The 25,506-nt window shown below is 56.4% G+C and carries 21 protein-coding genes and 1 pseudogene; 10 read left to right on the top strand and 12 right to left on the bottom strand.

From position 1 onward, the window contains the following. Positions 1–169 precede the first annotated feature (169 nt). The 4 genes and pseudogenes from HC231_RS15405 to HC231_RS15425 all read left to right on the top strand — a co-directional run bounded on the left by HC231_RS15405 (position 170) and on the right by HC231_RS15425 (position 4,809). The gene (locus HC231_RS15405; RefSeq protein WP_208227543.1) at positions 170–880 is read left to right on the top strand and encodes a heavy metal response regulator transcription factor; all 711 of its coding nucleotides are present in this window, start codon (positions 170–172) and stop codon (positions 878–880) included. Continuing rightward, a complete protein-coding gene (locus HC231_RS15410) occupies positions 877–2,265 on the top strand; it encodes a heavy metal sensor histidine kinase (RefSeq protein ID WP_208227545.1) in 1,389 nt (462 codons plus the stop codon). Before HC231_RS15405 ends, HC231_RS15410 begins: the two co-directional genes overlap by 4 nt. A gap of 383 nt (positions 2,266–2,648) precedes the next feature. Then, positions 2,649–3,985, top strand: a pseudogene (locus HC231_RS15420) (APC family permease). Then, positions 3,982–4,809 (top strand): class I SAM-dependent methyltransferase, encoded by an 828-nt coding sequence (locus tag HC231_RS15425; RefSeq protein ID WP_208227549.1) that lies wholly within the window; start codon positions 3,982–3,984, stop codon positions 4,807–4,809. The pseudogene HC231_RS15420 and the gene HC231_RS15425 overlap by 4 nt, the downstream one beginning before the upstream one ends. Before the next feature lie 142 nt (positions 4,810–4,951). Here the strand turns inward: HC231_RS15425 and HC231_RS15430 are convergent, their stop codons facing one another. The 4 genes from HC231_RS15430 to HC231_RS15445 all read right to left on the bottom strand — a co-directional run bounded on the left by HC231_RS15430 (position 4,952) and on the right by HC231_RS15445 (position 9,121). Continuing rightward, on the bottom strand, positions 4,952–6,121 hold the full coding sequence (locus HC231_RS15430) for an SMP-30/gluconolactonase/LRE family protein (protein WP_208227551.1): 1,170 nt from the start codon (positions 6,119–6,121) through the stop codon (positions 4,952–4,954). A gap of 30 nt (positions 6,122–6,151) precedes the next feature. Beyond that, positions 6,152–7,204: an SDR family oxidoreductase gene (locus HC231_RS15435; protein ID WP_208227553.1), complete on the bottom strand. Its 1,053-nt coding sequence runs from the start codon at positions 7,202–7,204 to the stop codon at positions 6,152–6,154. 319 nt (positions 7,205–7,523) lie between these two features. Beyond that, complete coding sequence (locus HC231_RS15440; RefSeq protein ID WP_208227555.1) at positions 7,524–8,042, bottom strand: isochorismatase family protein; 519 nt, start codon at positions 8,040–8,042, stop codon at positions 7,524–7,526. Between the two features lie 65 nt (positions 8,043–8,107). Next, positions 8,108–9,121 carry a LacI family DNA-binding transcriptional regulator gene (locus HC231_RS15445; protein WP_208227557.1) on the bottom strand — a complete coding sequence of 338 codons (1,014 nt, stop codon included), beginning with the start codon at positions 9,119–9,121 and terminating at the stop codon, positions 8,108–8,110. Positions 9,122–9,318: 197 nt separating this feature from the next. Between HC231_RS15445 and HC231_RS15450 the strand changes: the two genes are divergently transcribed. Genes HC231_RS15450 through HC231_RS15470 form a run of 5 tightly spaced genes read left to right on the top strand, consistent with a single transcriptional unit; the run spans position 9,319 to position 13,639 of the window. Beyond that, the gene (locus HC231_RS15450; protein ID WP_208227559.1) at positions 9,319–11,067 is read left to right on the top strand and encodes a class I mannose-6-phosphate isomerase; all 1,749 of its coding nucleotides are present in this window, start codon (positions 9,319–9,321) and stop codon (positions 11,065–11,067) included. Positions 11,068–11,071: 4 nt separating this feature from the next. Further along, entirely contained in the window at positions 11,072–11,506 is a 435-nt protein-coding gene (locus HC231_RS15455; protein WP_208227560.1) for a PTS sugar transporter subunit IIA, read from the top strand. A 9-nt stretch (positions 11,507–11,515) separates the two neighbouring features. Further along, entirely contained in the window at positions 11,516–12,013 is a 498-nt protein-coding gene (locus HC231_RS15460) for a PTS sugar transporter subunit IIB (protein WP_208231365.1), read from the top strand. A gap of 10 nt (positions 12,014–12,023) precedes the next feature. Continuing rightward, positions 12,024–12,821, top strand: a complete 798-nt coding sequence (locus HC231_RS15465) for a PTS mannose/fructose/sorbose/N-acetylgalactosamine transporter subunit IIC (RefSeq protein WP_208231366.1) — start codon at positions 12,024–12,026, stop codon at positions 12,819–12,821. Continuing rightward, a complete protein-coding gene (locus HC231_RS15470) occupies positions 12,821–13,639 on the top strand; it encodes a PTS system mannose/fructose/sorbose family transporter subunit IID (RefSeq protein WP_208227562.1) in 819 nt (272 codons plus the stop codon). Before HC231_RS15465 ends, HC231_RS15470 begins: the two co-directional genes overlap by 1 nt. 131 nt (positions 13,640–13,770) lie before the next feature. Here the strand turns inward: HC231_RS15470 and HC231_RS15475 are convergent, their stop codons facing one another. The 5 genes from HC231_RS15475 to HC231_RS15495 all read right to left on the bottom strand — a co-directional run bounded on the left by HC231_RS15475 (position 13,771) and on the right by HC231_RS15495 (position 19,164). Continuing rightward, entirely contained in the window at positions 13,771–14,553 is a 783-nt protein-coding gene (locus HC231_RS15475) for a glucose-6-phosphate isomerase family protein (RefSeq protein WP_208227564.1), read from the bottom strand. Then, entirely contained in the window at positions 14,546–15,106 is a 561-nt protein-coding gene (locus HC231_RS15480) for a glucose-6-phosphate isomerase family protein (protein ID WP_208227566.1), read from the bottom strand. Before HC231_RS15480 ends, HC231_RS15475 begins: the two co-directional genes overlap by 8 nt. A 273-nt stretch (positions 15,107–15,379) precedes the next feature. Beyond that, on the bottom strand, positions 15,380–16,258 hold the full coding sequence (dapA, locus tag HC231_RS15485) for a 4-hydroxy-tetrahydrodipicolinate synthase (protein ID WP_208227568.1): 879 nt from the start codon (positions 16,256–16,258) through the stop codon (positions 15,380–15,382). 199 nt (positions 16,259–16,457) lie between these two features. Next, positions 16,458–17,531, bottom strand: a complete 1,074-nt coding sequence (locus HC231_RS15490) for an MBL fold metallo-hydrolase (RefSeq protein WP_208227570.1) — start codon at positions 17,529–17,531, stop codon at positions 16,458–16,460. 160 nt (positions 17,532–17,691) lie between these two features. Then, positions 17,692–19,164 carry a sugar porter family MFS transporter gene (locus tag HC231_RS15495; RefSeq protein WP_208227571.1) on the bottom strand — a complete coding sequence of 491 codons (1,473 nt, stop codon included), beginning with the start codon at positions 19,162–19,164 and terminating at the stop codon, positions 17,692–17,694. Between the two features lie 455 nt (positions 19,165–19,619). Here HC231_RS15495 and HC231_RS15500 point away from each other — a divergent pair, with 455 nt between their 5' ends. Beyond that, positions 19,620–21,770, top strand: coding sequence for a sigma 54-interacting transcriptional regulator (locus tag HC231_RS15500; protein ID WP_208227573.1), 2,151 nt, complete (start codon positions 19,620–19,622; stop codon positions 21,768–21,770). Between the two features lie 187 nt (positions 21,771–21,957). Here HC231_RS15500 and HC231_RS15505 read toward each other — a convergent pair whose 3' ends face one another. The 3 genes from HC231_RS15505 to HC231_RS15515 all read right to left on the bottom strand — a co-directional run bounded on the left by HC231_RS15505 (position 21,958) and on the right by HC231_RS15515 (position 25,505). After that, positions 21,958–23,190: an MFS transporter gene (locus HC231_RS15505; protein ID WP_208227575.1), complete on the bottom strand. Its 1,233-nt coding sequence runs from the start codon at positions 23,188–23,190 to the stop codon at positions 21,958–21,960. Between the two features lie 122 nt (positions 23,191–23,312). Next, on the bottom strand, positions 23,313–24,542 hold the full coding sequence (locus HC231_RS15510) for an MFS transporter (RefSeq protein ID WP_246494847.1): 1,230 nt from the start codon (positions 24,540–24,542) through the stop codon (positions 23,313–23,315). Positions 24,543–24,626: 84 nt separating this feature from the next. Beyond that, positions 24,627–25,505, bottom strand: a complete 879-nt coding sequence (locus tag HC231_RS15515; protein ID WP_208227579.1) for a 4Fe-4S dicluster domain-containing protein — start codon at positions 25,503–25,505, stop codon at positions 24,627–24,629. Position 25,506: the final 1 nt, after the last annotated feature.

Below are 25,506 nucleotides of genomic sequence, written 5' to 3' on the forward strand. Positions count from 1 at the left end.
AGACATCCGCGCCGGCTAATGGCCCGCCGGGGGCTTTTTCTCCGCGGCTTGCGCCGTTTTCTGACAGAAATGTCAGGTAAATGTCAGCCTGCTGTTAGTAATTAGCGGCTACACTGGTAAAAAACGTGGATGACGGCCGGGGAGAGCCTGACGACGGAGATAAAACGACATGCGATTACTACTGGTGGAGGATGAAGAAAAAACGTCGTGCTATATCAATCGCGCGCTGAGCGAATTGGGCTTTACGGTGGATGTCGCGAGCGACGGCGTGGAAGGGCTGCATCTGGCGGTGCAGCACGAGTATGACGCGGTGATCCTGGACGTGATGCTTCCGGGCCAGGACGGCTACAGCGTGTTGGAAGGGCTGCGAGTCAATAAACAGACGCCGGTGCTGATATTGTCGGCGCGCGGATCGGTGGATGAGCGCGTCAAGGGGCTGCGCCGCGGCGCCGACGACTACCTGCCGAAACCCTTTTCCCTGATCGAGCTGGTGGCGCGCATCCAGGCGCTGCTGCGCCGCCGGCCAAGCGACGGCGTCGACGTGACGCAGCTACAGATTGACGATCTGCATGTCGATCTGCTGGCGCGCCGGGTTACGCGCGGCGGCGAACGTCTTGAGCTGACGGCCAAGGAGTTCTCGCTGTTGAGCCTGCTGGCGCGTCATCAGGGAGAAATTTTATCCAAAATGATGATTGCCGAGCAGGTCTGGGATATGAACTTCGACAGCGATGCCAACGTGGTGGAAGTGGCTATCAAGCGCTTGCGCGCCAAAGTGGATGCGCCCTTCGAGGTCAAGTTGCTGCATACGGTGCGGGGCATGGGATATGTGCTTGAAAACCGCTCGGCCCCCCAGGTTGAACGGCGGGCCGCGACTTCATGAAATTATCCATTTCCGGGCGTCTGGCGCTGATGTTCGCTCTGGGCGCCGTCATGATTGTTTCAGCCTATGCCCTGTTGCTGCGCCATTCGCTGAATGAGTCATTGATCAATAAAATGCATAACGAACTGCTGTTCCGCCAATCATTGCTGACGCCCTATCTGAAGTCGCTCACGTCGCAAAATGATTGGCAGATGGTGCGCAGCAAGTTTAGCAATCTAACCACCGCCGAAGGCGGCAAAGTGAAATACTGGCTGCTAAGCGCCACGCCGCAATACCAGGTAGGCGGGCCGCTTCCCGATGGCGTCTCCTGGGAACGGTTGACCAGCGGTTACTCCATGGTATCGGGCAAGGACGGCGCCTGCTTTTACCTGTTGACCAGCATCATCCCGGCGCAGGGCGATCGGCCTGCCCTGCGCTATGTCGTGGCGATTGATTCGGCCCCTTATCTCGGCACGCTGGCGGAATTTACCCGCGCGCTGATTATGATCACCGTCCTGGGCGTATTGCTGGTGGCGCTGTTGGGGTTCGCCATCGCGCGCATCGGCATGCGGCCCATCAACAGTCTGAGCCGGCAGGCGCAGAACCTGCCGCCGGGGAATCATGACCAGCGCCTGAACGCCGCCGCGCTGCCGGTCGAGCTGCAACAGTTGGCGGAGTCGTTTAACGGCGTGTTGGCCCGCCAGGCGGTGGCCTGGCGTCAGTTGGAAAGTTTTAACGCGGATGTGGCCCACGAACTTCGCACCCCGCTGACCAACCTGATCGGCCAGACCCAACTGGGACTATCGCGGGAGCGCGGCCGGTACGAACTGGAGGAACTGCTGCAATCAAACCTGGAAGAACTTGAGCGCATGGCTTCCATCGTCAATGATATGCTGTTTTTATCCCATGCCCAGGTCGGCCAGTACGCCACGCAACTGAGCGAAGTGTCGCTGCGCGAGGAAAGCCGCAAAACGGTGGAGTACGTCGAGCCATCGTTTGCGGAGAAATCGCTGACCATCCAGATTCGCGGCGAAGTGCGCGCGCGCGTCGATCGCCGGCTGTTTCACCGCTCGCTGGCCAACCTGCTGGAAAACAGCGCCCGGCACGCCTTCCCGGCAAGCAATGTCACCATCCTGCTCAGGCAAGAGCGGGACTTCGCCCATATCGCCGTAGCCAACGAGGGAGAGCCCATCGCGGAAGAACATCTGACGCGCCTGTTCGAACGTTTCTACCGGTCGGATTCATCCCGCACGCGCAGCGACGTGCACCACGGTTTGGGATTATCCATTGTGCGCGCGGTGGCGCAGATGCATCACGGAGAGGTTTTCGCCAGCAGCCGGAATGGAATCAACACTTTTGGCTTTTCATTGGCGATGAGCCCCGAAGTCCCGGCCCCGCGTAGCTGACCCGGCCATCATTCGCCGATAGCGCGATCGCCGGATGAATCGTCTACCGATCCCGCCCTGATTTATCCGCCAGCCCAAAAGCTGTTTCTGACAGAAATGTCAGCCTGCCGTCAGCATAATGACAAGATGGATATTATAAGATCCCGCCATAACGAAATGTCCCGTTCTTCGCAATAGAAATCAGGGAGTTCGATACCACAGCATCAAAGCCCATCGTTCATAGGGAGCCGTTGCGTAGAAATCACTCGTCATACCCGGGCATGAAACTCAGATACCCAAATCTGTTCATCAATACGGTAAATAACATGAGGAGTTGAATAATGTCCCTGGAAAGTCGAGCGGGTCCCCAATCCCTGCTATCGGTATTTGACGCCGTAACAATCATGGTCGGTCTGGTGGTCGGCATCGGCATTTTCCGCACGCCGTCGCTGGTGGCTGGCAGCGTCGGCAACGAACTGATGTTTATTTTGGTATGGGTGGCCGGGGGATTGGTAACGCTTATCGGCGCATTCTGCTACGCCGAGTTATCCGCAGCCCACCCTCATGCGGGGGAGAATATCATTTTCTGTCCCGAGCCTACGGCAAATCCGTCGCCATGATGTTCGGCTGGGCGCGCTGTACGGTGATTCAGACCGGCGCGATAGCCGGCGTCGCATTCGTGCTCGGCGACTATGTCGCGCAGATGATTCCCATTGGTCCCTACGGGCCGGAAATTTACGCCGCCATGGCCGTCATTCTGTTAACCGCGGTCAATATCGTCAGTACGATTGAAGGCAAAAACCTGCAGGTCGTGGTGACGCTTATCGAGATTGGCGCGGTGGTGCTGATAATCCTGTTCGGATTATTCGGTTCAGCCGAACCGGCGAACGTCACGTCTCCGTCAATCCCCCCGGAGGCGGGCGCGCTGGGTATGGCGATGATCTTCGTCCTGCTCACTTATGGCGGCTGGAACGAAGCCGCCTATCTCACGGGCGAACTCAAGAATGCGCCGCACAACATTGCCAAGGTGCTGCTTCTCGGCACCACGGTGCTGGTGACGCTGTACGTGCTGACCAACCTGGCATTGCTCTCGATACTCGGACTTGAAGGACTGCGCGGATCGGATACCGTGGCGGCGGATATGATGCGCCTGGTTGCCGGGCCGTCGGGGGAGCTGGCGGTCAGCCTGGCGATTGTGATCGCCGCCGTCTCGACGCTCAATGCCACGATATTCACCGGGGGACGCGGATTTTACGCGATGGCGCGTGACTTGACGCTGGTGCCATGGGTCGGCGAATGGAACAGACGAGGCAAAACGCCGGCCAACGGATTGATCATGCAAGGCATAGTGGCGTTGGTATTGATTCTGGTCGGCGCCATCACCCGTGAGGGTTTTAAAGCCATGGTGGATTACACCGCGCCGGTATTCTGGGGCTTTTTGCTGTTGACCGGCTTTGCGGTCTTCGTGCTTCGCTGGCGCAGACCGGAGCGCGTGCTGCCCTATAAAGTTCCGTTTTATCCCCTTACTCCGATCATTTTCTGTATCACCTGCCTGTACATGCTGTACTCCAGCATTACCTACACCGGCGTGGCCGCCCTGATTGGTCTGGCGGTGCTGGCGGCGGGCACGCCGATTCTTTTCTTCCGTAAAAAAGATGATGGAGATGACGTTGAACGGCAAGATGCCGTGCGGGCGTTGGCTCGCTCCAATGACAATCCTCAACCAGGAGACTCACAATGACAACCTCTTTTACTTCTCTTCTCGCCGCCGTCCTGTATGTAATAACGTTGAATAGCGCCTGGGCTCTCGCCCCCTCGCCCGTCGCCGATAACGAGTACCAACCGCAAGTCGGCCAGGCGGGCAAGGATGTCGTCTGGGTGCCTACCGATCAGGCGCTGATTGATATGATGTTCAGGATGGCTGAATTAACGCCGGACGACTACCTTGTCGATTTGGGTTCGGGCGATGGCAGAACCGTCATCTCGGCGGCCAAGATCGGCGTCCGCGCGCATGGCATAGAGTACAATCCCGACCTGGTCGAGCTATCGAAGCGCGCCGCGGAGCGCGAGGGCGTGGCCGAACGCGCCACCTTCGAACAGGCCGATATCTTTGAATCGGACTTCTCCGACGCCACGGTGGTGACGCTCTTTCTGCTGCCGGAGCTCAATCTCCGGCTGCGTCCAACGCTGCTGGATATGAAGCCGGGCACGCGGGTGGTCTCCAACTCATTTATGATGGAAGACTGGCTGCCCGATGAGACGGCCGCGGTACAAGAGGGATGCTCCAGCTTTTGCCAGGCGCACAAATGGATCGTTCCGGCCAAAGTTGAAGGAAGCTGGCGTCTGGACGACGGCGACCTGGCGCTCAAGCAGTCGTTCCAGATGCTGGAAGGTACGCTGAGCCGTGGCGAAAATTCAACGCCGATCAGCGAGGCCCGGCTCAACGGCGCCGTTATTACCTTCAATGTCGGCGACAGAAAATACACCGGCCAGGTTGACGGCGATACGATGAAAGGAACGGCGGATGACGGAACGCAATGGAGCGCCACGCGCACCGGCGGTTGAGCGGATAAAAATCCGAACCGTTGTTGATGGCTTTTTCGCCGACGATCGTTCACAGCCTGAAGGTTCTGACTAAGCGCGCCCATCAAGCCGGCTTGCGGCAACGGTGGCTTACCGCTGCGCCATATTGACGGGCGCGGCGCCGCTATGGCAGCGCAAAGCGCAGCACGCGGAACGGCGGCCGGGTGCCATCTTGACCGCCGTTGTTGGCGGGCGTGCGGTTTGCCTGCGGCGCGCCGGTATAAACCTTGCCGTCCGGCCCGATAGCCATCGCATCCGGCCAATCGAGCAGCGCGGAAGCCGCCACCTGGCGCAGCGTGCCATCCGGCCGGCGCAGTTGAATGGCGTGATGCTCGACGTCCGACAGCAGCAGATCGCCGCTGGGCAGCATTAGAATGCCGCCGACCGGCATCAGCGGACCGAGATTCTCCACCCGCTGGTCGAGCGCGGCGGCGTCAAGCTGGCTGTCGAGCAGGTCGCTCAGCCGCACGCGCCACAGATTGCCGCCCATCGGCGTGCAGAAATACAACCATTGTTTGTCGGGGCTGATTTCAATGCCGTCGGCATGAACAATCGGAATGCCGCCTTCCGGCGCTTTCACCGCCACGCCGTCAATCACCGCCGCCTTGCCCGGCACCGCCTTGGTTTTCTGGCTGTCGGCCAGCAAACGGCGCGCCTGACCGCTGGTTAAATCGAGGGTGATAATCGCGCCGGTGCCCGATTCGGTCAGGAAGGCGGTCTGATCCACGATGCGCACATCATTGAGACAGCCGCCCGGCACCGGCACAATCGACGTATCGAACGGATACACGCGTTCGACCTGATTCTTTCGGATATCGATATCAATCAGCTTGGCCCCGCCGTCGCCCCGCGTGCAGTCCACCGCCCACAGATGATCCGGCTTGTCCGGCTCGATGCGCAGCGCATTGATGCTGACGAAATGCCGGGCCGGATCGGACTGCGGCGTCCATTGGTTCCAGCTATCGCCCGGATAAGGCTTTACCTCGCCGTTCGTCACCACGCCGACCGAAAACGAGTTTTGCTGGATCCAGCGCGGCATGCCGACAAACACTCTGCCGTCCTGCGCTACGGCGATGCCGTTGATTTGGTAGGGGCCGGCGACCACCGTTTCCAGCGATTTCCGCTCGGAGGCTTCAACCGACGGACTCATGCCGAACGCAAGCAGCGCGCCGGCAAAAAACGCCGAGCGATATTTTTTGCCGCGCCTCGCCGCGCCGTTATTGAAGATATCAGCCAGCTTTCCGCCTGGCTGGACGAGAGTAGAATCCGTACGAACATAGCGTTTTGCGTGCATTATTCACCTCATCATTGTATGTCACAGTAATCAGGGGATAACTTTTCGGGCGCGAAACTCCTCAAACAGACGAATAAACATCTGCGTACTGTCGATCACATCATGGAAACCGGCCTGCCGGATTTTGGTGGTGCTGGCGATCACATCCCAGTCGCAGCGGAAGATAAAATCGCCGAACTCCCAGGAGGCGATCTGTTCGTAGGGCACCGGCAGCAGTCCGTGTTTTTCCACCAGCGACTGCCATAGCGGCCCTTTATCCGCCATATATTCGCTCAGCGATAGCGTTTGCGGCTCGGCCAACGGCATATCGAACCAGCGGGCCACCGCCTCCCACAACTGATACCAGCGGAAGATATCGCCATTGGTCAAATTATAGGCCTCCGACCCGGCGGCCTGCGTGGCGGCCCATACGGAGCCGCGCGCCAGATGCGTCGCGTCGGTCACCTGCGCCAGCTTGCCGTAACAGGCGGCCGTGCCGGGGAAGCGCAGCGGCAGGCCCAGCGTCTTGCTGATGGTGGCGTAGACCGCTATCGCCATCGCCAGATTCATCGGGTTGCCGATGGCGAAGCCGCACACCACGTCGGGGCGCAATACCACCGCATCCCAGGACCGGCCCGCCGCGTAGTCAAACAACCAGTCCTGCATGGCGTAGTAAAAATTCGGCGGCATGTGCCGCGGGTCATCCTCCCGCGCCGGCGTTTTAAATGCGCCCAGGTGCGCGCCGTAGTATTTCCCGCCTTCGTACAGCACCACCCGCTGCAACGTCGGGGAGTATTGAGCCACCGTTTCCACCAGGTTTTTCAACATGCCCAGATTGGCGTCGGCCAGCGCCTGCGGCGTATCGTGCTGTTGGTAGGCGGCATGGAAGATATGGGTAACGCCGGTGAGTTCCCCGAGCCTGGCGCGGGTGGTGGCGGCATCCAGAAGATCGACGGAGATATAGCGCCCCGGAGTGCCGGCCGGCGGGGCGCGGCGCGACAAACCGAACGCCTGCCAGTCATCCTGCGTAGCCAGGTATTCGATCAGGTTGCGGCCGATGACCCCTAATGCGCCGGCCACCACGGCCGTTTTCTTTTCGCTCATGCGTGTTGTTCCTCGATCAGGCAATATCATCAATAACGCTGATGAAAGAATAAAAATTATTCTTGCTGATGTTGGAAGTTAATAAAATGGAAAATATTAAGAATAACTATTTCCATTATATTGAGAATGTACCGCGATGAACTTAATCGGTGATCCAAACGGCCTTACCGTCTTTTTGCGCTTCGCGATGGCGAACTGCCCGCACGGGCATCAGGCCACGCCGGGGCTGCGGGCTTTTACCGATTAACTCGCCAAGCGGCTAGCGCCCGAAAAGCCGTCGCCGGACAACGCGGCAAAACCTGATACCCAGCGTCTGCAATCAGACTCGCCACGCAGCGATAATCGCATCCGTGGGTTTCACTTGAATGGTATTTCCGGGGATACTCAATTCGGCCCAGACCTCATTATGCTGACCAATCAGCTGTTGGGCCGTCGCATAAGTTCGGTCGGACGTTGTATGCGCATCCGCAGCGACGGTAATGGCATAACCTTTGCCGGCGCCGACCTTTGTTGTTGTATCTAAACAATAATCCGTCGCGCATCCGCAGATAACGAAGTTATTGGCGTCCAGAGCGTGAAGAACATTTTCCAGTTCCGTGTTCCAGAAGGCATCACACGCGGTTTTATTAACATAAATAGCGCCATCCGGCTGTTCAAGCTCCGGCAAGATCCGCCATAACTCGCTGCCTTCCGCCATTTCACCTTCTATATGCTGAATAAATATCGTCTGATCCGCCGCTGATATCAGCCGATTAATCAGATTGACCCTGCCTTCCCTATCATAACGCGGCGTGGCAAATACGCCATTTTGCATATCAACAACGATCAAGAGTTTCATTTATAGTCATTCCAGTTATTTTCACCCGCCATCACAACATATCACAGCCGCCGCCAATAGCCCGATCAAGAACGGCTGAACCCGCAGGATTCCCGTATCACCAGCGAAGGCGGTAAAATTATCCGCTTCGGCAGTTCATCGTTGCCCTGAATCCGGCTATACAACAATTCGCCCGCTTTACGCCCAATCTCTTTGGCGGCGACGGAAACCGTCGTCAACGCAGGCTGCACCAAGGAGGCCTCGGTAATATCGTCAAACCCCACCAGCGCGAAATCCTTGCCCGGCATCCGTCCCATCTTGCGCAGCGTCTGCATCACGCCGAGCGCGACAATATCCTGATAGCAAACCGCCGCGGTAATTTCCGGATAACGGCGGAACAACGCTTCGGATACCCTGGCGCCATCGCTCTGGCTCGCCTTTGAAGACACCACCCAATCGCCGTTGGGATGAATACGATGTTCCAGCAATTTACTGCTGTAACCGCCAATACGCTGCGCACGACTGATGGAAGTTTCATTGCCGCCGATGAACGCAATATTACGATGGCCCAAACGCAGCAAATGCTGCGTGGCCAACTGCGTGCCGAGAAAGTTGTCGGTGCCGACAAAATCGAAGTCCGCATCCTCCAGCGGACGCACCACCATAATGGCCGGAACATTTCGCCGTTTCAGCGTTTCAAAAAACAGCGGCGGGGTTTCACGTGCGGCGCACAGCACCATGCCGCAGGCGTTATTGCCCATCAGCGAATCAACAAACTTCTGCTGGCGTTCGCCGGACTCTTCGCTGTTCGCCAGAAACAGCAGCAGATCGTGGCGCTCCATCTCCTGACTCAGACCGGCCGTCATCTCGCCGTAAAAGGGATTGGTGATGTCGTGCAGCAGCAGCCCGACCTGATTGCTGGTGCGGTTGCGCAAGTTGGCCGCCGTCTGGTTGTAGACATAACCCAGTTCATCCAGCGCCCGGAGCACGCGCTGGCGCGTGGCATCCGATATCCGCCCGCGGTTGCGCAGAACCATTGAGACGGTGGCGGTTGAAACGGAGGCATGCCGGGCGACATGAGCGAGGGTAACGGTGCTCATCGACTCTCCTGAAGGTTAATTGGTTTTGTAGATTAATCGAATAACCTAAAAAATGCATTTTATCCTGTGAAAGCCGTCACAGATAACTCCCTTTTTCGCCACGCTTTGCCAAAAATGGCGGGTTAATCGCATTTACCTCGCTATTAAAATTAGGTTTATCGATTAATCTTAACACTACCAGCACCAGGGAGTCGTTTATGAATCACCCACAATACGATAAATACCCCGAGGTACGCGTTACGGGCTATGATCATCAGGCATGGCGCGGCTGGCCGGCAATTCAGGCCGCCATCCGCGCGCGTGTTGACGGAAAACGCAAAACCGTCCTGACGATCGATTGTTATCCGGGCGTGCGTCTTGAGGAGTTAAGAGAACAACTAATTGCCCGACTTGATCCCGCATTGCTCATTAATGCGGAAACGTGCCGTTTAAGCGAACAGCATCTGCAGCATCTGCTCGCCCCTAATCTAACGACCGACCGCGTGTTCGGCGTGCTCTCCTGCCACCCGCTCAAGGCGTTTTTCTCCGCGGATTCGCTGGCGCAAGCGCAGCGGCAAGTCGAGGAAACAAGCGCGGGACTGGTCGTTATCTACGGACCGGGGGCGGCGCTTATTCATCCGGGAGATATTCTCGTTTACGCGGATCTGGCGCGCTGGGAAATCCAGCAGCGCTTTCGCCGCGGCGAGTTGGGCAACTGGGGCGCCGACAACGCGAGCGAAGATATTTTACGCCGCTATAAACGTGCATTTTTCATTGAATGGCGGGTATTCGATCGCCATAAAACGCCGCTGCTGAAACGCGCGGATTTCCTGCTCGATACCAACTCGGCGGACAGCCCCGCGCTGGTTACCGGCGAAGCATTGCGTCATGCCCTGCAACAGACCACGCAACGGCCTTTCCGCGTGGTGCCGTTCTTCGACCCCGGCGTCTGGGGCGGACAATGGATGAAAAACCGGTTCGATCTCGATCCCTCGGCACCCAATTACGCATGGTGTTTTGACTGCGTGCCCGAGGAGAACAGCCTGTTACTGCGTTTTGGCGACGTGCGGATCGAGATCCCCTCGCAGGATCTGGTTTTGCTCTACCCCCGCCCGTTATTGGGTGAGAAGGTTCATGCCCGCTTCGGCACGGACTTTCCGATACGTTTTGACTTCCTGGATACCATCGGCGGCCAGAATCTCAGTTTCCAGGTGCATCCGGTCACCGAATATATCCAGCAACATTTCGGTATGCATTACACGCAGGACGAAAGTTACTACCTGCTGGAAGCCGAACCGGGCGCCGAAGTCTATCTGGGCACCCAAACGGGTATTGACCCGCAGGAAATGCTGGCCGATCTGACCGCCGCCCGGCGAGGAGAAAAAGCCTTTGACGACCAGAAATTCGTTAACCGCTTCCCCGCGCGCAAACACGACCATTTCCTGATCCCGGCGGGAACGGTGCATTGCTCCGGCGCCGGCGCCATGGTGCTGGAGATCAGCGCCACGCCCTATATTTTCACCTTTAAGCTGTGGGACTGGGGACGGCTGGGATTGGACGGTCTGCCGCGTCCGGTCCATCTGGAGCACGGCATGGAGGTCATCGACTGGCAGCGCGATACCCGGTGGGTAACCGAGCATCTGATTAATCATGTCGAACCCATCGCCGAAGGCGACGGCTGGCGTGAAGAGCGCACCGGCCTGCACGAGCGGGAATTTATCGAAACCCGCCGCCACTGGTTTCGTAAACCGGTCCTTCACCACACGCAGGGCGGCGTGAACGTGCTAAACCTGGTGGAAGGCGACGAAGCATTGGTGGATAGCCCGAACAATGCGTTCGACCCCTTTGTGGTGCATTACGCCGAAACCTTCATTATTCCGGCGGCTATCGGCGAATACCGTATTTCCCCTCATGGCGCAGGCGTAGGGCATCAGCTCGCCACCATGAAAGCCTGGGTAAGAGGATAACGAGATGATCAACTTCATTGTGGCGACGCACGGCCCGCTGGCGCAGGCGCTGCTGGCGAGCGGCAAAATGGTTTACGGCGATCTGCCCCACGTCTTTCCCGTATCGCTTGACGAAACGCGGGGGATCGGCGGTTTTCGCGAGGATTTCGCCGCCGCGCTGGCCCAAGCCGCTTCCGGCGCGGACGGCGTACTGGTGCTGTGCGATATGCAAAGCGGCACGCCGTGGAATGTAGCCAGCCATTACGCCTTCAATCCGGATACGCAGCCGCCGGTCGCGGTGCTGGCCGGCGTCAATTTTCCCATGCTGCTGTTAAGCGATGAACTGAAACATCTCCAGAGCGTCGAGCTGGCGGCAACGCAGCTACTGGCGCAAACCCGAGACTCGCTGGTGCGGGCCCGGTTGGATAAAGCCGCACAGTCCGAGTCCGATGACTTCTAAGGGGTAATGATGAGCATTTCCTTTGTACGTATCGATGATCGCGTGATTCACGGTCAGTTAGTGACGCGCTGGGCGAAAGAGCTGCCCTGCGACGGCATTATCGCCATCGACGACGCGGTAGCCGCCGATCCCCTGCTTTCTTCGGTGATGAAAGGCGCGGTACAGGACATCAAAGTGTGGCTATTCGACACCGCCACGGCGATTGAAAAGCTGCCGAAGATCATCGCCAGCGAAAAGCGCTATTTCGTGATCGGCAAATCGCCGGTCACGCTCAAACGCATCGAAGAAGCGGGTCTGAGCCTGCAAAACGCCAATCGAAAAATCAACGTCGGACCGATGAGCGCCCGCGCCAATACCACCACCATTGGTCCGAACCAGTCAGTCAGCGAGGAAGAAGCGGCGGCGTTCGATTATCTGTCGCTGCGCGGTCATCAGATTGAATTTCGTCTGGTTCCCGACGCCAGCAGCTACAGTTGGCAGGATGCCCGGCAAAAATTAAAAAAATAAGGGGGATATGATGATTTTTGAAGCGACGTTAATCGGTATTCTCTGTTACCTCGGCGCGCTCAGCAGCCCCTGGCTGTTCGGACTCACCGGAGGCTGGTATATGATCACCCGCCCTTTGGTTTCGGGGATGTTGGTGGGGTTGATCTTAGGCGATCTGCAAACCGGGATTATCATCGGCGTGGCCGTGCAGGCGGTCTACATTGCGATGGTGACACCCGGAGGGTCGATGCCCGCCGATCTGAACTTTGTCGCCTTTCCGGCTATCGCGCTGGGGATCCTTTCCAACAAGGGTCCGGAAGTCGCCGTGGCGCTGGCCGCCACCATCGGCATTGCCGGAACGGTGTTGTTCAACGCGATGATGGTGCTTAACTCATGGTGGAACCACCGGGCCGATAACGCGCTGGAGAGAGGCGATGAGCGCGGCGTGTATCTCAACAGCGCCATCTGGCCGCAGGCCACGAATTTCCTGATGCGCTTTATCCCGACGTTTATCGCCGTCTATTTCGGCGCGCAGTACATCAACGCGTTTATGGATAGCCTGCCGCATTTTGTACTGGCGGCCATGAACGTGCTCGGCGGCATCCTGCCGGCGGTGGGGATCGCCATACTGCTCAAACAGATCATTAAAAGCTACAGCATGCTGATCTATTTCCTGGTGGGGTTCATCTGCATCGTGTTCCTAAAGCTGAACATGGTGGCGCTGGTGATCGTCGGCGCCCTGCTGGCGCTGATTCACTATAACTATAAACCCGAAGCGCAGACCGAGCGCGCCGCCGCCTCCACCCCTGATGACGAGGATGAATTCTAATGGAAGAACGTAAACTCACCCGCCAGGATTTGCGCCGCTGCTGGCGCAGTTGGATGATGTATAACCTCTCATCCATGAGCTTCGAACGCCTTGAATCCTTCGGCTTTTGTCTGAGCATGCTGCCGGTGGCGAAGAAACTTTATCCCGACGAGCAACAGCGCAAAGAGATGCTCAGACGCCATGCCTCCTTCTATAACACCGAACCGCAGCTTGGGGCGATCGTTAACGGCATGGCGCTGGGCCTGGAAGAGAAACGCGCCAACGGCGAGCCCATTGACGGCGAAACCATCAACACGCTGAAAGTCGGGCTAATGGGACCGGTTGCCGGCATCGGCGACTCCATGATCCCAGGCATGCTGGTTCCCATCCTGCTAAGTATCGGGATGGCGCTGGCGGCGGGAGGCAGCATTCTCGGCCCGCTCTTTTATTGCGTCGCCTGGCTGGCGATTATCGTTCCCGGCTCATGGTTTCTGTTCCTCAAAGGCTACCGCATGGGGTCAACGTCGGTGGAAATGCTGGTAAGCAGCAAATCGACCCGCCTGCGCGAAGCGCTCTCGCTACTCGGCGTATTTGTGATGGGCGGCGTGGCCGCAAGCTACGTGAAGTTGAGCACCGGGCTGGAATTCGTCACTCAGGATGGCGTTGATATTCACGTACAACAAATGCTCGACGGTATTTTCCCGCAGCTGCTGCCGCTTATCGTGGTGATCGGCACCTGGTATTTAATGGCGAAGCGCGGCGTCTCCCCGGTGAGAGCGATGCTGTTGCTGCTGGCGCTTGCCGCTGTGGGTGTCGCTATCGGGCTGTTCGCCAGTTGACACCGCCATAATGGGCGGCGCCGATCGCGGCTTTGATTCATCAACCCCTTTCCGGTTTACTCCCCGGAAAGGGGGTTTCTTCATCATATAGTCATGCAAACGCGGCCGTGCGCGAACGGCTTATCCTGCTTTCAGGGATGAAAGTTCCGCCACTTCTGTTCGGCCAGCCCCGGCTTTGAAATAAACTGCAGGCGCGCGGGATCCTCGATAAATTGCTGATACAGCGGCGCATCGGTTATGCCGAATTCGCTGTAAATCCGCGGGAAAATAACCTGCAACCGCCCCGGCATATAGCGGCGATTATGCTGCCAGACGATATGCTCGCCTTGCAGCAACGGATACCACGCCAGCCCGTTATAAGCCCGCACCCCATCGTATTCAAAACCATACTCGCGATCGCACCAGGCGCCGAATGTCAGCGGCGCGTCCGGCGACGCGGAAATGGCGGCATGCGCCCAGCCGGGCGGCACCAGTACCTTCTCGCCCGGCCCGGCGTACACGGCGAAGCAGCGCCCCGGATCGTCGGCGACATATTCCTGCATATAGATAATCCCCGTGCCCTGCCAGATTTCATACAGCTCCGGCGGCGACCATCCGGAGTGCGCGCTGACGCGGTGAACATGCCCTTGACTGCGAACCGGCTCTTCCCCCAGGCGGCCGGAAGCGTAGGTCACAATGCCGAACAGCAGCATCCGCTTTTTAAGCTCGTCGCGATCTTTCAGGCGCGCCACATCCATTGCAATGGCATAAACGTCTTCAGGACCGTCGCACGCCGGATCGCGCAACGAGGCGCGGATCTGGGACAGCTTGCGGATCTCCGGCAGCGGCCCGATCACGTCCTCGCCATAATTGAACCCCAACGGCTGATGATGGATCGCCATATCCAGCCCAAACCGCGCGACGCTTTCAGCCATGATTTTTCTCCGCTCGCCAGCCTTTGCCGTCGGCTTTGATGCGTACCGCAAAACCCCCGGCCAACGCAGCGTAATCATGACCGGCCACCGCCGGCCACACCGCCAGCAGGACGAGGATCTCATCACCGGTATTCACCAGGCGATGCGCGGTAAACGGAGGAATATGATGGACAGAACCCGCTCCGGCCTGCTCGATGCGTACCTGGCCCTGCTCGGTTTGCAACAACAACAGGCCGGCGCCGCCCAGACCGACGTAGATTTCCGCCTGTTCCCGGCGCTGATGAAAATGACCGCGGGTCATATAGAACTCATCGCCGACGCGTCCCGGTTGCAGACGCGTCGTACCGACAAACAGCTCCCCCTCCTGCTGCGGAGCGTCAAGCATTTCGACCTGATAAATCGGGGTATCGGCAGGGATTGACCGCCAGGCGGCGTCATCGGAAAAAACGCCGGCCAAATCGCCCCTGCGCGTGACTTTTCTAATAACGTTATTCGCGGCGAATCGCCCGCTGGGAAATGCCACGCGCGGCGGCATAATGACAGGTTCATTCATAATGTTTCTCCGGCCCGAGGAGAACAACGCAATAACTATAGCAGGTTAGCTTTAATCGATAATAGCGCTTAGCGAAGACGCGCAATCCGCGCCGCGATGCAGATCACGAAAACCGTGGCGGTACGATTAGATGTTGTATGCGCGTCCGAAGCGGCGGTAATGACATCGCATTTTGTAGCGAGGGCCGATCGTCAGGAGCCGGCAGCCTTAGCCCGCGAAACGCCGGGGCTAAGACCGCGCCATTTTAACGCTCCAACGACTTTAACTCGCCAGCTACGCGAGCAGACCGGCATGAACCATTGCGCGTTTGATTTCGTCTCTGACCGGCGCGGATACCGTAACCAGAGGCAGACGGACGTCCGGCTCCATACGGCCGAGCAGCGACAGGGCATATTTGGGGCCGGCCGGATTGGTTTCGAGGAACAAGGCCCGGTGTAAGGGCATGAGTTGATCCTGTATTTCCAACGCGGCGGCGAAGTCGCCTGCAAGGCAGGCACGCTGAAACCTGGCGCACAGGCGAGGCGCGATATTCGCCGTGACTGAAATGCAGCCATGACCGCCATGAGCCATATACCCCAACGCCGTGGCGTCCTCGCCGGAGAGCAGATTGAAATCCAGCCCGCACGATATCCGCTCCAGCGAAGGACGGGCAAGATTCATGGTGGCATCCTTGACGCCAGAAACGTTACGGCACTCTTTCTTGATGCGAGCCAGCGTATCGACAGAAATCTCGATCACGCTGCGCGAGGGAATGTTGTAGATAATGATCGGTACGTCGCAGATGGCGTCGATCGCTTTGTAGTGCTGATATATCCCTTCCTGAGTGGGCTTATTGTAATACGGCGCGACGATCAGCACCCCATCCGCGCCGGCCTTTTGCGCATGCCGTACGAAGTCGATGGTTTCTTCCGTGCTATTCGAACCCGCGCCGGCAAGAACGGGAATACGCCCTGCGGCCACTTCGATTGTCATTTCGACGATGAGTTTGTGCTCGGCGTGAGAAAGCGTGGGACTTTCCCCTGTCGTGCCGCAGGGAACCAAGCCGTGGCTCCCCTCGCCTATCTGCCACTCAACCAAATCCTGAAACGCTTTTTCGTCAACCTTGCCATTTCGAAATGGCGTGACGAGAGCCGTAAACGAACCTTTGAACATGATCATTTCCTTGCCGTTAGCTATGCGAAAATCAAGCGAAATACTTCGTTACGTGATTGTACGATCGTTTTACCCGCCTCGCAGGTGATCAATTGCGCAAAATCCCCATAGGCGTCGGCGATTATCCACGCCGCGCTTTAGCGGATAGCGGCGCGTCCGGGCGGGGGTTTCGCAACTGAACGCCGCATCGTTTCTCTCCCTATTGCTGATTCCGCCACCACTGAGAGAAAGTCTGCCTTGGATCGTCGATGGCGATATATTCGCCAATCCGCGGCGTCATTAAGCGCCATTCCCGGTCCTGGGCCGCCTGAAAGATGCGCTCCAGAGGATCGTTCCAGCGATGATGCGCCAGCTTAAATTTGCTGTTATGAACGGGCAGCAACGCCTGGGCCTGTAAATCACTGGCCGCCAGGGCTGCCTCTTCCGGCGTCATATGAATATGGGGCCAGCCTGGGTCATACTGGCCGCATTCGATGACGGCGATATCAAATCCGCCCAAACGCCCGGCGATCTCCTTATAATGAGGCCCATAACCGCTGTCGCCCCCCAGATAGATGCGATGCCGTTCAGTGATCAGCGCAAAAGAACCCCATAAGGTTTGATTCCGCTTAAATAGCCGGCCGGAGAAGTGCTGCGCCGGAAGAATATGGATCGTCAGGCCGTCTTTTTCCACGACGCTGAACCAGCCCCCTTCGTCGATCTTTTCCCGCGGGAATCCCCACTTGGCAAAATACGAGCCGACGCCTGTCGGCGCGATGATATGGCCGATTTTCCCGCGCAGCGCCTTGATGGTGGGATAATCCAGATGATCCCAGTGGTCGTGCGTAATCAGGAGATAATCGATTTCGGGGATCTCCTCCGGGGCGTAAATATTGCTCCCCTTGAAAGCGGCATTGGTGCCGGGAACCGGCGATGCGCTGTTGCTTAACACCGGATCGACCAAAAACCGCAGTCCTTCCATCTGAATAAGGTAGCTGGAGTGTCCCATCCAGATAATCACGTTAGCGGTTTTGTCCAGTGCGTGCAGATCGGTCTTTTGCGACGGCAAGGCAGCGCCGGGAACCGCGCCGGGATCTTTGCCGAACAGAAGGCGATACCACAGCATAAAACTGCTCTGGCTACGGCTCACTATCGGCCGTTCAACCTGATTATGGAACCGTCCATCGCGGAAGTTCGGCGTTTCCGGATCTGGATGCACGTCCGGCGAGACATACTGCGGTTGCTGAAGCCAGACATAAATAATCAGCATGACGACAGCAAGTAATAAGAGCATATATTTATCCAATACCTTTCCCCGGCGCCGTCAGACAGCGCGCCGTTTGATCAATGCGCGGGCAAAACCAGGCGTTAATTTCATAATGGAACCCATCTATCCCCCAACGCGCGGGGAGCGGAAAGGCGATGCGGCGAAAAACTCGCCGCGGCCTGATTACTCAAACTTTATCGCTAGCTGAATCAATCTGGATGGCATCATCGCCGTCCTCGCCAAATTTCTCCCGAATGTGCATTTCAATTTCCTCCAGGCTTTTGCCTCGCGTTTCCGGCACCGTGAACATGATAAACAGTAGCGAACCGACATTAATCACGGCAAAAATGAAAAAGGTTTTGCTGCCGGCCCATTCCATAACCGGCGGGAAGCTGAAAGCGACTAACGCATTAAAAATCCATTGGATCGAAATCGCTGTTCCCGTCAATCTACCCCGAAGTTTCATTGGGAATAATTCGGACATCAGAAGCCAGTAAACCGGCGCGATAAACATCTGCATAAAAAACAGGAAGAGCAGTATGCAGGCTAACGCAATATAGCTTTGCATCATATCGGCGGGCAACAATGTCAGTACCATTCCCAGAGAAACCTGCGCAAAGATAACGAACAAGAATCCGGTAATCAGCATCCCTCGCCGCGGGAAACGGCTCACGGCCCAAATGCCTGCGACGGCGGCGATAACGGAAACCACCCCGTTGCCAATGGTGGCCGTAATGGCGGCGGTGGTGCCGAGCCCGGTGGATTTAAGAATGATGGGGGTATAGTACATAAACGCATTCACCCCCGTGAATTGAAGAGCAAACCCCAGGCCGATCCCCACCAACATCAGCTTTAATACCCACTTTTCGCGAATAAGCGTCATGACATCCGGCCCGCGCTCGGCTTCTTTGGCCTGTTGGCGCATCTGCGTCAGTTCTTTATGCACCTCGCGCGGCGTTGCCCGGAATCGTTTAAGAACCTTTTTCGCATCCTCATGCCGCCCTTCCGACACCAGCCAGTGCGGTGAAACGGGAACAAAGAAAGTCCCGAAAAACAGCAAAATGCCGGGCACCATGGCGATAGCCAGCATGTAACGCCACATATGCCCATCGTTCAGCAGATAGCTGAGCAACGCGCTGACCACATAGGCGACAAGTTGTCCGGTGACGATCATTAATTCATTACGGCTTACCAGCGGCGCCCTTAGTTTCGGCCCGGCGATTTCGGCGATAAACACCGGTACTGTCGATGAACCGCCGCCGACGGCGAGCCCCAGCAGAAAACGCATGGCGACCATGGAAGGAACAGAGGGAGCCAGCGCGGTGCCCAGCGAGCCGGCGACAAACAAAACCGCGAGACTCCGCAGCGTGATGCGGCGGCCAAACTTATCGGAGAAAAAACCGCTGAGAAAGGAACCGATAGCGGCGCCGAAAACCAGCGATGACGCAACCAGACCTTCGGTAAAGGAGGTCAACCCCAGCCCGCCATCAGCACGGGGAGACGACATATAAGGCAATGCGCCTGAAATAATACCGGTATCATAGCCAAATGCCAGCGAACCCATGGTTGCGACCAGAACGACAAAAAAAATCCGCTGCTTTACGATATCCGCATGGGATATTTCATCTGTTTGAGGTGAGTTTGAATCACGATAGTCCATAATATTCTCTACAGTTGATGGTTATACACGCACGTCCATTCCCGATGTGCCGGGCATTGTTGTCGACACTAAGCTACAAAGTATAGACGCTGCGGGGCGTTAAAATTGCGGATAAGGAAAACGATCTTCTTATATATCAACCTGATACCCTATGACGGGTTCCTGAATCGCTACCGGCGCGTATTGGCGAGTAATTCCTAAAATTATTTATTTTCAGCTAGTTATCAGAAATATACAGGCGCACGGTATCTGTCGCGGCGACGGCTTGCCGCGTATGCCGCAGGTCGTTAATCTCTATCCGTTTTTAGGAAAAATTCAGAATTTCTCCTATGCGCGTCGCCTTCGGCATCCTTCATTTAATGTGACAGGCAATACATCCAGATGTAAAAACATGGAGTACGATATATAGACAGGGTAATAATATTCTTTGTCATTAATATGATGGTTTAAGTAATATGGGAACAAGTAACTCGCCCTTATTTGACACCCTCCCCTTTCCCACCAGGGATCCCACTCACGCCTTATTGCAATTACTTGAAAAATGCCCCGATATTAGTTCACTGCTCAAAACGCTTTCCAAAATTTTACATCCCATCATCGGCGCCAACTCGATTTCAATTTTTCTATTCAAAGCAGGATTGATACATAATGAAATATATCTGGTCGACTCCAGCGAGCGGCATGAGCGCGATAATCCGGGGCCGATAAAACTGGATGACGCTTCCGCCGCGCTGCATATCAGCGCGGCGCAAAACAATTTCGCCTGTTACGGAATTGCGCATGAACGCTGTCCCCTGGGCCGCCAGGCCGCAGGCAGCCACCATGAGCGCTGCTCTTGCTGCTTCGTTCCGCTGGCGGATCCGCAGTACCGGGGTTTTTTGCGCATTCACTATAGCAACGCCAACCGAGAGGCCGATATCACCCATCATTTCAATCAGCTCATAGAAATGATTAGTTTCTGCGTCAGTTCCGCCATTAAAAATATTCTTTCCCGCGAGGAGATCAGCCAGCTGGAAAGCGTTCTAATACGGGAGCAAAAACACTTAAAAATATTGCTGGAAGTGACAAATGCAATTTCCGCCAAGCTGGAGATGCAGGCGCTGCTGGAGGAAATCGCCAAAGCCGTAGAGCATGTTTTTCATAATCAATATAGCAGTTTGATTTTCCATGACGCCGCAAGAAATATGCTGCAATGGGAAGCCGTCTATTTCCCCGGCGGGGCAACCATTGTGCATCCCGGCGCCATAAAACCCATGGACGACTCGCCGGTCAGCGTCACATTCAAAACCGGAGAGCCATTCGTTATTGATTATGAAACGCTATGCGAGTTAGGGAATAATTTTCCGGTGTCCAGGGCCATGCTTGCCGCCGGCATCCGCAGCCTGTGCTCCGTGCCGTTGACGCATCGCGGAAAAACCCTGGGGGTGCTGACCATTGGCCACACGGATAGCGATCATATTCCCGCCAAAGAAACCGATTTATTAAACGATATCGCCGGGCAGATCGCCATTTCCGTCGATAATGCCATGGCCTATCAGCGGATTTCGTTGCTGACCAAACAGTTGGAGAGCAAAAACAGCTATCTGGAAGAGGAACTCAAGGAGCATGTCAACATCGAGGGGATCATCGGCACCAGTCAGGCGTTGGCCAATGTGTTTACGCAGGTTGAAATGGTCGCCGATAGCGACTGCTCGGTACTTATTCTGGGCGAAACCGGAACGGGTAAGGAACTGATCGCCAGGGCGATACATAATCTGAGCGCCAGACGATCGAAAACGCTGGTCAAGCTCAACTGCGCGGCGATCCCCACCGGGCTATTGGAGAGCTATCTGTTCGGGCACGAACGGGGGGCGTTCACCGGCGCGATTTCACAAAAAATCGGCCGTCTCGAACTGGCCCATCAGGGAACGCTGTTCCTGGATGAGATCGGCGATATTCCCATGGAGTTGCAGCCTAAACTGCTGCGCGTTCTGCAAGAGCAGGAGTTTGAACGCGTAGGCGGCGTTAAGCTCATCGAGGTAGACGTGCGTATTATCGCCGCCACGAATCGCGATCTGGAGGAAATGATCCGCAATAAGGAGTTTCGCAGCGACCTGTTCTATCGCCTGAACGTCTTTCCCATTTTCATCCCGCCGCTGCGCGAACGCACTGAAGATATCCCCCTGCTGGCCAGGCATTTCATGAAAAAATATGCCAAAAAACTGAAACGCGACATTAGCCGCATCCCCACGGAAATCATGGATGCGTTGATGCAATACTCCTGGCCGGGCAATGTTCGGGAGCTTGAACACATTATTGAACGGGCGGTTATCCTCTCACGGGGCAAAGAACTTAATCTCTCGCTTGATTTCCTTAAAAAAGGGCCGGCGCTCCCCGAGTCAAAACCGGAACCTGAAAATAGTGAAACTAAATCTTCCTTTATTCCGCAAAGCAATCTTAAAGAGATGGAGCGGCAAACGATTATGCGCGTGCTGCGGGAAACCAAAGGGGTGATTGCCGGGCCCAATGGCGCCGCCGCCCGCCTGGGATTGAAGCGTACGACGCTCATCGCGCGCATGCGCCGTCTGGATATCGTACGCGAAAAAATTTCGGGGCTTAAACGCTAATATGGCGAAACCTTACCGTATTGAAACCTTGCCGTGATGATGTCCCTTTCCCAAAACGCCGAATCTGAGCGCTAATACTGCCCGATATACCCGGTGCGAGACGGCGAGAGGCATCCCTGCGGGAACCTCATCACCGTGTTTCCCCTAATAGCAAGCTGCTTAAGTGAACGATATTAGAACCCAAGCGCTAGATTCTTGCCGGAGCCTTTACCAGTAAACCGAAAAGCAACCCGATTAAAATCAAAACGATGCCAATCACGAAGCTATAGGTGTACTCGCCCGTTTGCGCCTTAACCATCCCGGCGATCTGGGGGCCGAAAAAACCGCCGAGAAATACGGTGAACCCCTGCAATCCCAGATTGGCGGCATAGTGTTTGGCGCCGAAAAATTTCAGTATCAAAGGAACGTTAATGGCGAAGATCCCGCCGAAGCAGATGGCGACGATGACCGCGCCAGTCACCAGGGCGGGGAAACCGAACGCCGGCGTTCCCCAGCCAAGAACGGCCAGGCCGACCATCATAAACAGCGGGGTGATAAACATCGAGAAGCGATGGCCGAAGCGGTCGAACACCATACCGATCAACGGCCGTCCCAGCGAGTTGGCCGCCGAAAATATGCCCATCGCCAGCGCCGCGACGGCGGCGGCGATGCCGACCTCCTGAGCGAAAGGCACAATGTGGCCGATAACCATTAAGCCGCCCGCCTGACAGGAGACGATCCAGACGGTATAGATCCAGAACGTCGAGGTGCACAGCATCTGTTTCATGCTGTATCCCCATTCATCACTGCCCGGTTTCGTTGGCGCGTTCGCATGCCGCTCCTGACGCGGTAACCGGGGACGAACAAAGAACGCAGAAACAAGGGTTACAATCAGAAAAATGCATGCCGTTAGCTGCAAAGCGCTTTTCCAGCCCGATCCTTCGATAACCCTGGCTAGCACGAATGTCCCTAAAACCAGGTTTCCCAGCCCAAAGCACATGGTAATAAACCCCGCCACCGCTCCGCTTTTCGTCGGGAGCGATTTCGGCGCCGTCGATAAGGGCACGACGTAGGCGAAACCGAGGCCGAAACCGGCCATCACGCCGTAAGTGATATACAGCCAGTTCAAGCTCTCCGCGAACGATGCCAGATAGAATCCCAATGCGCCGATACATCCGCCGAGCCAAATGATCTGCCGGTGTCCGAGCCGCTCAATCAAGGCGCCGCCGCTAAACATGCCCAGCGTGAAGAAAAAGAGCGTGATGGTGAAAGTTAACGAGGTTTGCGAGCGGTTCCAGCCGAATTCATTCTCCAGAGGAATAATGTACAGGGACCAGGCATATAACGTGCCCGCGGCCAGCGCGATAAGCGCGGCGGCGATGAGCAGCATAACGGCGCTGTGTGGCGAATGATGCCGTCCCGTCGTTGATGTATTTGGCATAATTGACTCTCTTATAGACCCGCTATCTTTCAAGTTACAGGCGCTTGCGGCTCGTTCCCGCATCTCGAAATTCAGTGGGTATAAAATGTAAAACCGATGGACCAACGCCTGGATGAAACGCGTTAATCCGTTCCGCATCCGACAAAATCATTGTTCCGCTTGATAATTTCTTTTTGGTTTTTCGGGGGGTTGACGAACAGGCCGAATACCATGCCGATAAAGACAATAACGATGGCCGCGATGAACCCTGGGGTATAACTTCCGGTCGTGGATTGGATGAACCCGGCGATTTGCGGGCCGGCGAGCGCGCCGGCGAACATGCTGAAACCTTGCAGGCCGAGATTGGAGGTATAATGTTTCGGACCGAAAAATTGCAGGATCAGCGAAACGTTTTGCGCATAGATCGACCCGTAGCTGATACCGACGATGACACAGCCGATCAACAGCGCCGTAAAGCCGAACGCCGGTGTCCCCCACCAGAGCGTCAGCAGCCCGATGATCATGGTCGCCGGCGTCAACATCATCGTTACGCGGCGGCCGACCCGATCGATCAGATAGCCGAAGATCAAGCGCCCCAGCGAATTGGAGGTCGCCTCTATGCCCATGGCCAATGCCGCCAGAGCGGTGACGATCCCCGCCTCGATGGCAAAGGGGACAATATGCGCGATCACCATCAGACCGGCGCTTTCGCACGGCACGATCCAGGCGGTGTAGATCCAAAATGAAGAGGTCGAAACCATCCCCTTCATGGTGAAGCCCCATTCGTCCGCCGCCGGACGGCCCTCCGTTACGCTTGCGGATACGCCCGGCCGGATAAAACTGCCGGTCGATAAGCTCGCCAATAAAATGACGGCGGCGACGGTGCGGAGCGCGACAGCCCAATCATAGTGCTCAAGCAGCCAGGAGATAACGAAAAAGCCCAGCAGCAGATTGCCCAATCCAAAACACATCGTGATAAGCCCGGCGATGGTGCCGCTCCGCTCGGGATATGAACTGGTGCACGTCGCCAGCGGAACAATATACATCAGCCCGATGCCCAGCCCGCCGCACGCCCCGTAGCTCAGATAGAGCCAGGGCAGACTTGCGCTGTATGAAGCCAGCAAAAAGCCGGATGAAGCGACGATCCCCCCAAGCCAGATGGTATTTCTGCGGCCGATGCTATTAACCAGAAAACCGGCCAGAAACATTCCCAATGTGAAAAATGAAATGCAAACCGTAAAATTAAAAGCTGTTTGACTTCTGTTCCATCCGAATTCTCTTTCCAGCGGAATCACATAGATTGACCAGGAATACAGCAGACCACAGACCAGAACTAGGACGACAGAAGCGGGTAATAACCACTTGTTTTTCATCCGATGGATACTCTGATTTATACGTTTATACACAGGCGCCGCATCATGGCAATAAACCCGGTGTTTGCCCGATCGTCCTGATAATCAGGAAGCCGATTTATGCCCGGCTTCTGCCTCTGGATTATCGAGCCGGATATCGCCAATATTGATGCTTGCCGCCTCCAGATTGACAGCTATCTCTTTTTCAATGCCGTTCCATTTAATCCGCACGACATATTTGCCGGAGTTGCTTTCAAGCTCTTGAAATTTGAAGTCGCCAAAGAAATCGGTAACCGTGCGCTGGAGGCATTTTCCCTCTTTATAGAGCTCCACCTGCGCCGCCTCGCAGCACTCATCCAGGCCATTGATATAAGTGGCGACGCTGCCGGCCAGATGCTCTTTCATAAACAGGTGCAGATTTTTATACCAGACGCGCCCTTCCGTCTTGAGCTCCGGCCGTAGCCGTTCCAACCCTTGCTCCTGCGCTTTCTGACGCATTTCGTTATCTTCCAGCTTCACAGCGTACAAACAGCCCGACGCGCAAACCTGGGTAATGCGCGGTTCGGGCCAGCCGGCGTCCAGCAGATGCGCGTCCAGCGAATATTTTTGCGGCACCTGATGCTCATCGTTCCACCAGATGTGCCCGTAAGGACAGGCTTTGACCAGTTGCTTTTGTCCCTTCGCCTTATCGGGATCGATCATCACGATGCCGTCCTCGCGCTTATAGATCGCGCCGTCTTTGGCCGCCCGGACGCACGGCGCCTTGTCGCACTGGTTGCACATCACATTTAAATACGCCACATCCAGCAGCGAGCCGGAACCGCGCTCGCGCTTTTTAATCTCCACCCAGTGATGGCCGTGCGGCGGATGGGGCGCGCTGTAGTGCGGGAACGCATTCCCCACATATTCGTCCATAACGGCCATGGTGCAGTTCTGGCAGTTGGTGCAATTTTCCACATCGACGATAATGTTCCATTTCTTCATG

Source organism: Brenneria izadpanahii (assembly GCF_017569925.1).
Lineage (GTDB): Bacteria > Pseudomonadota > Gammaproteobacteria > Enterobacterales > Enterobacteriaceae > Brenneria > Brenneria izadpanahii.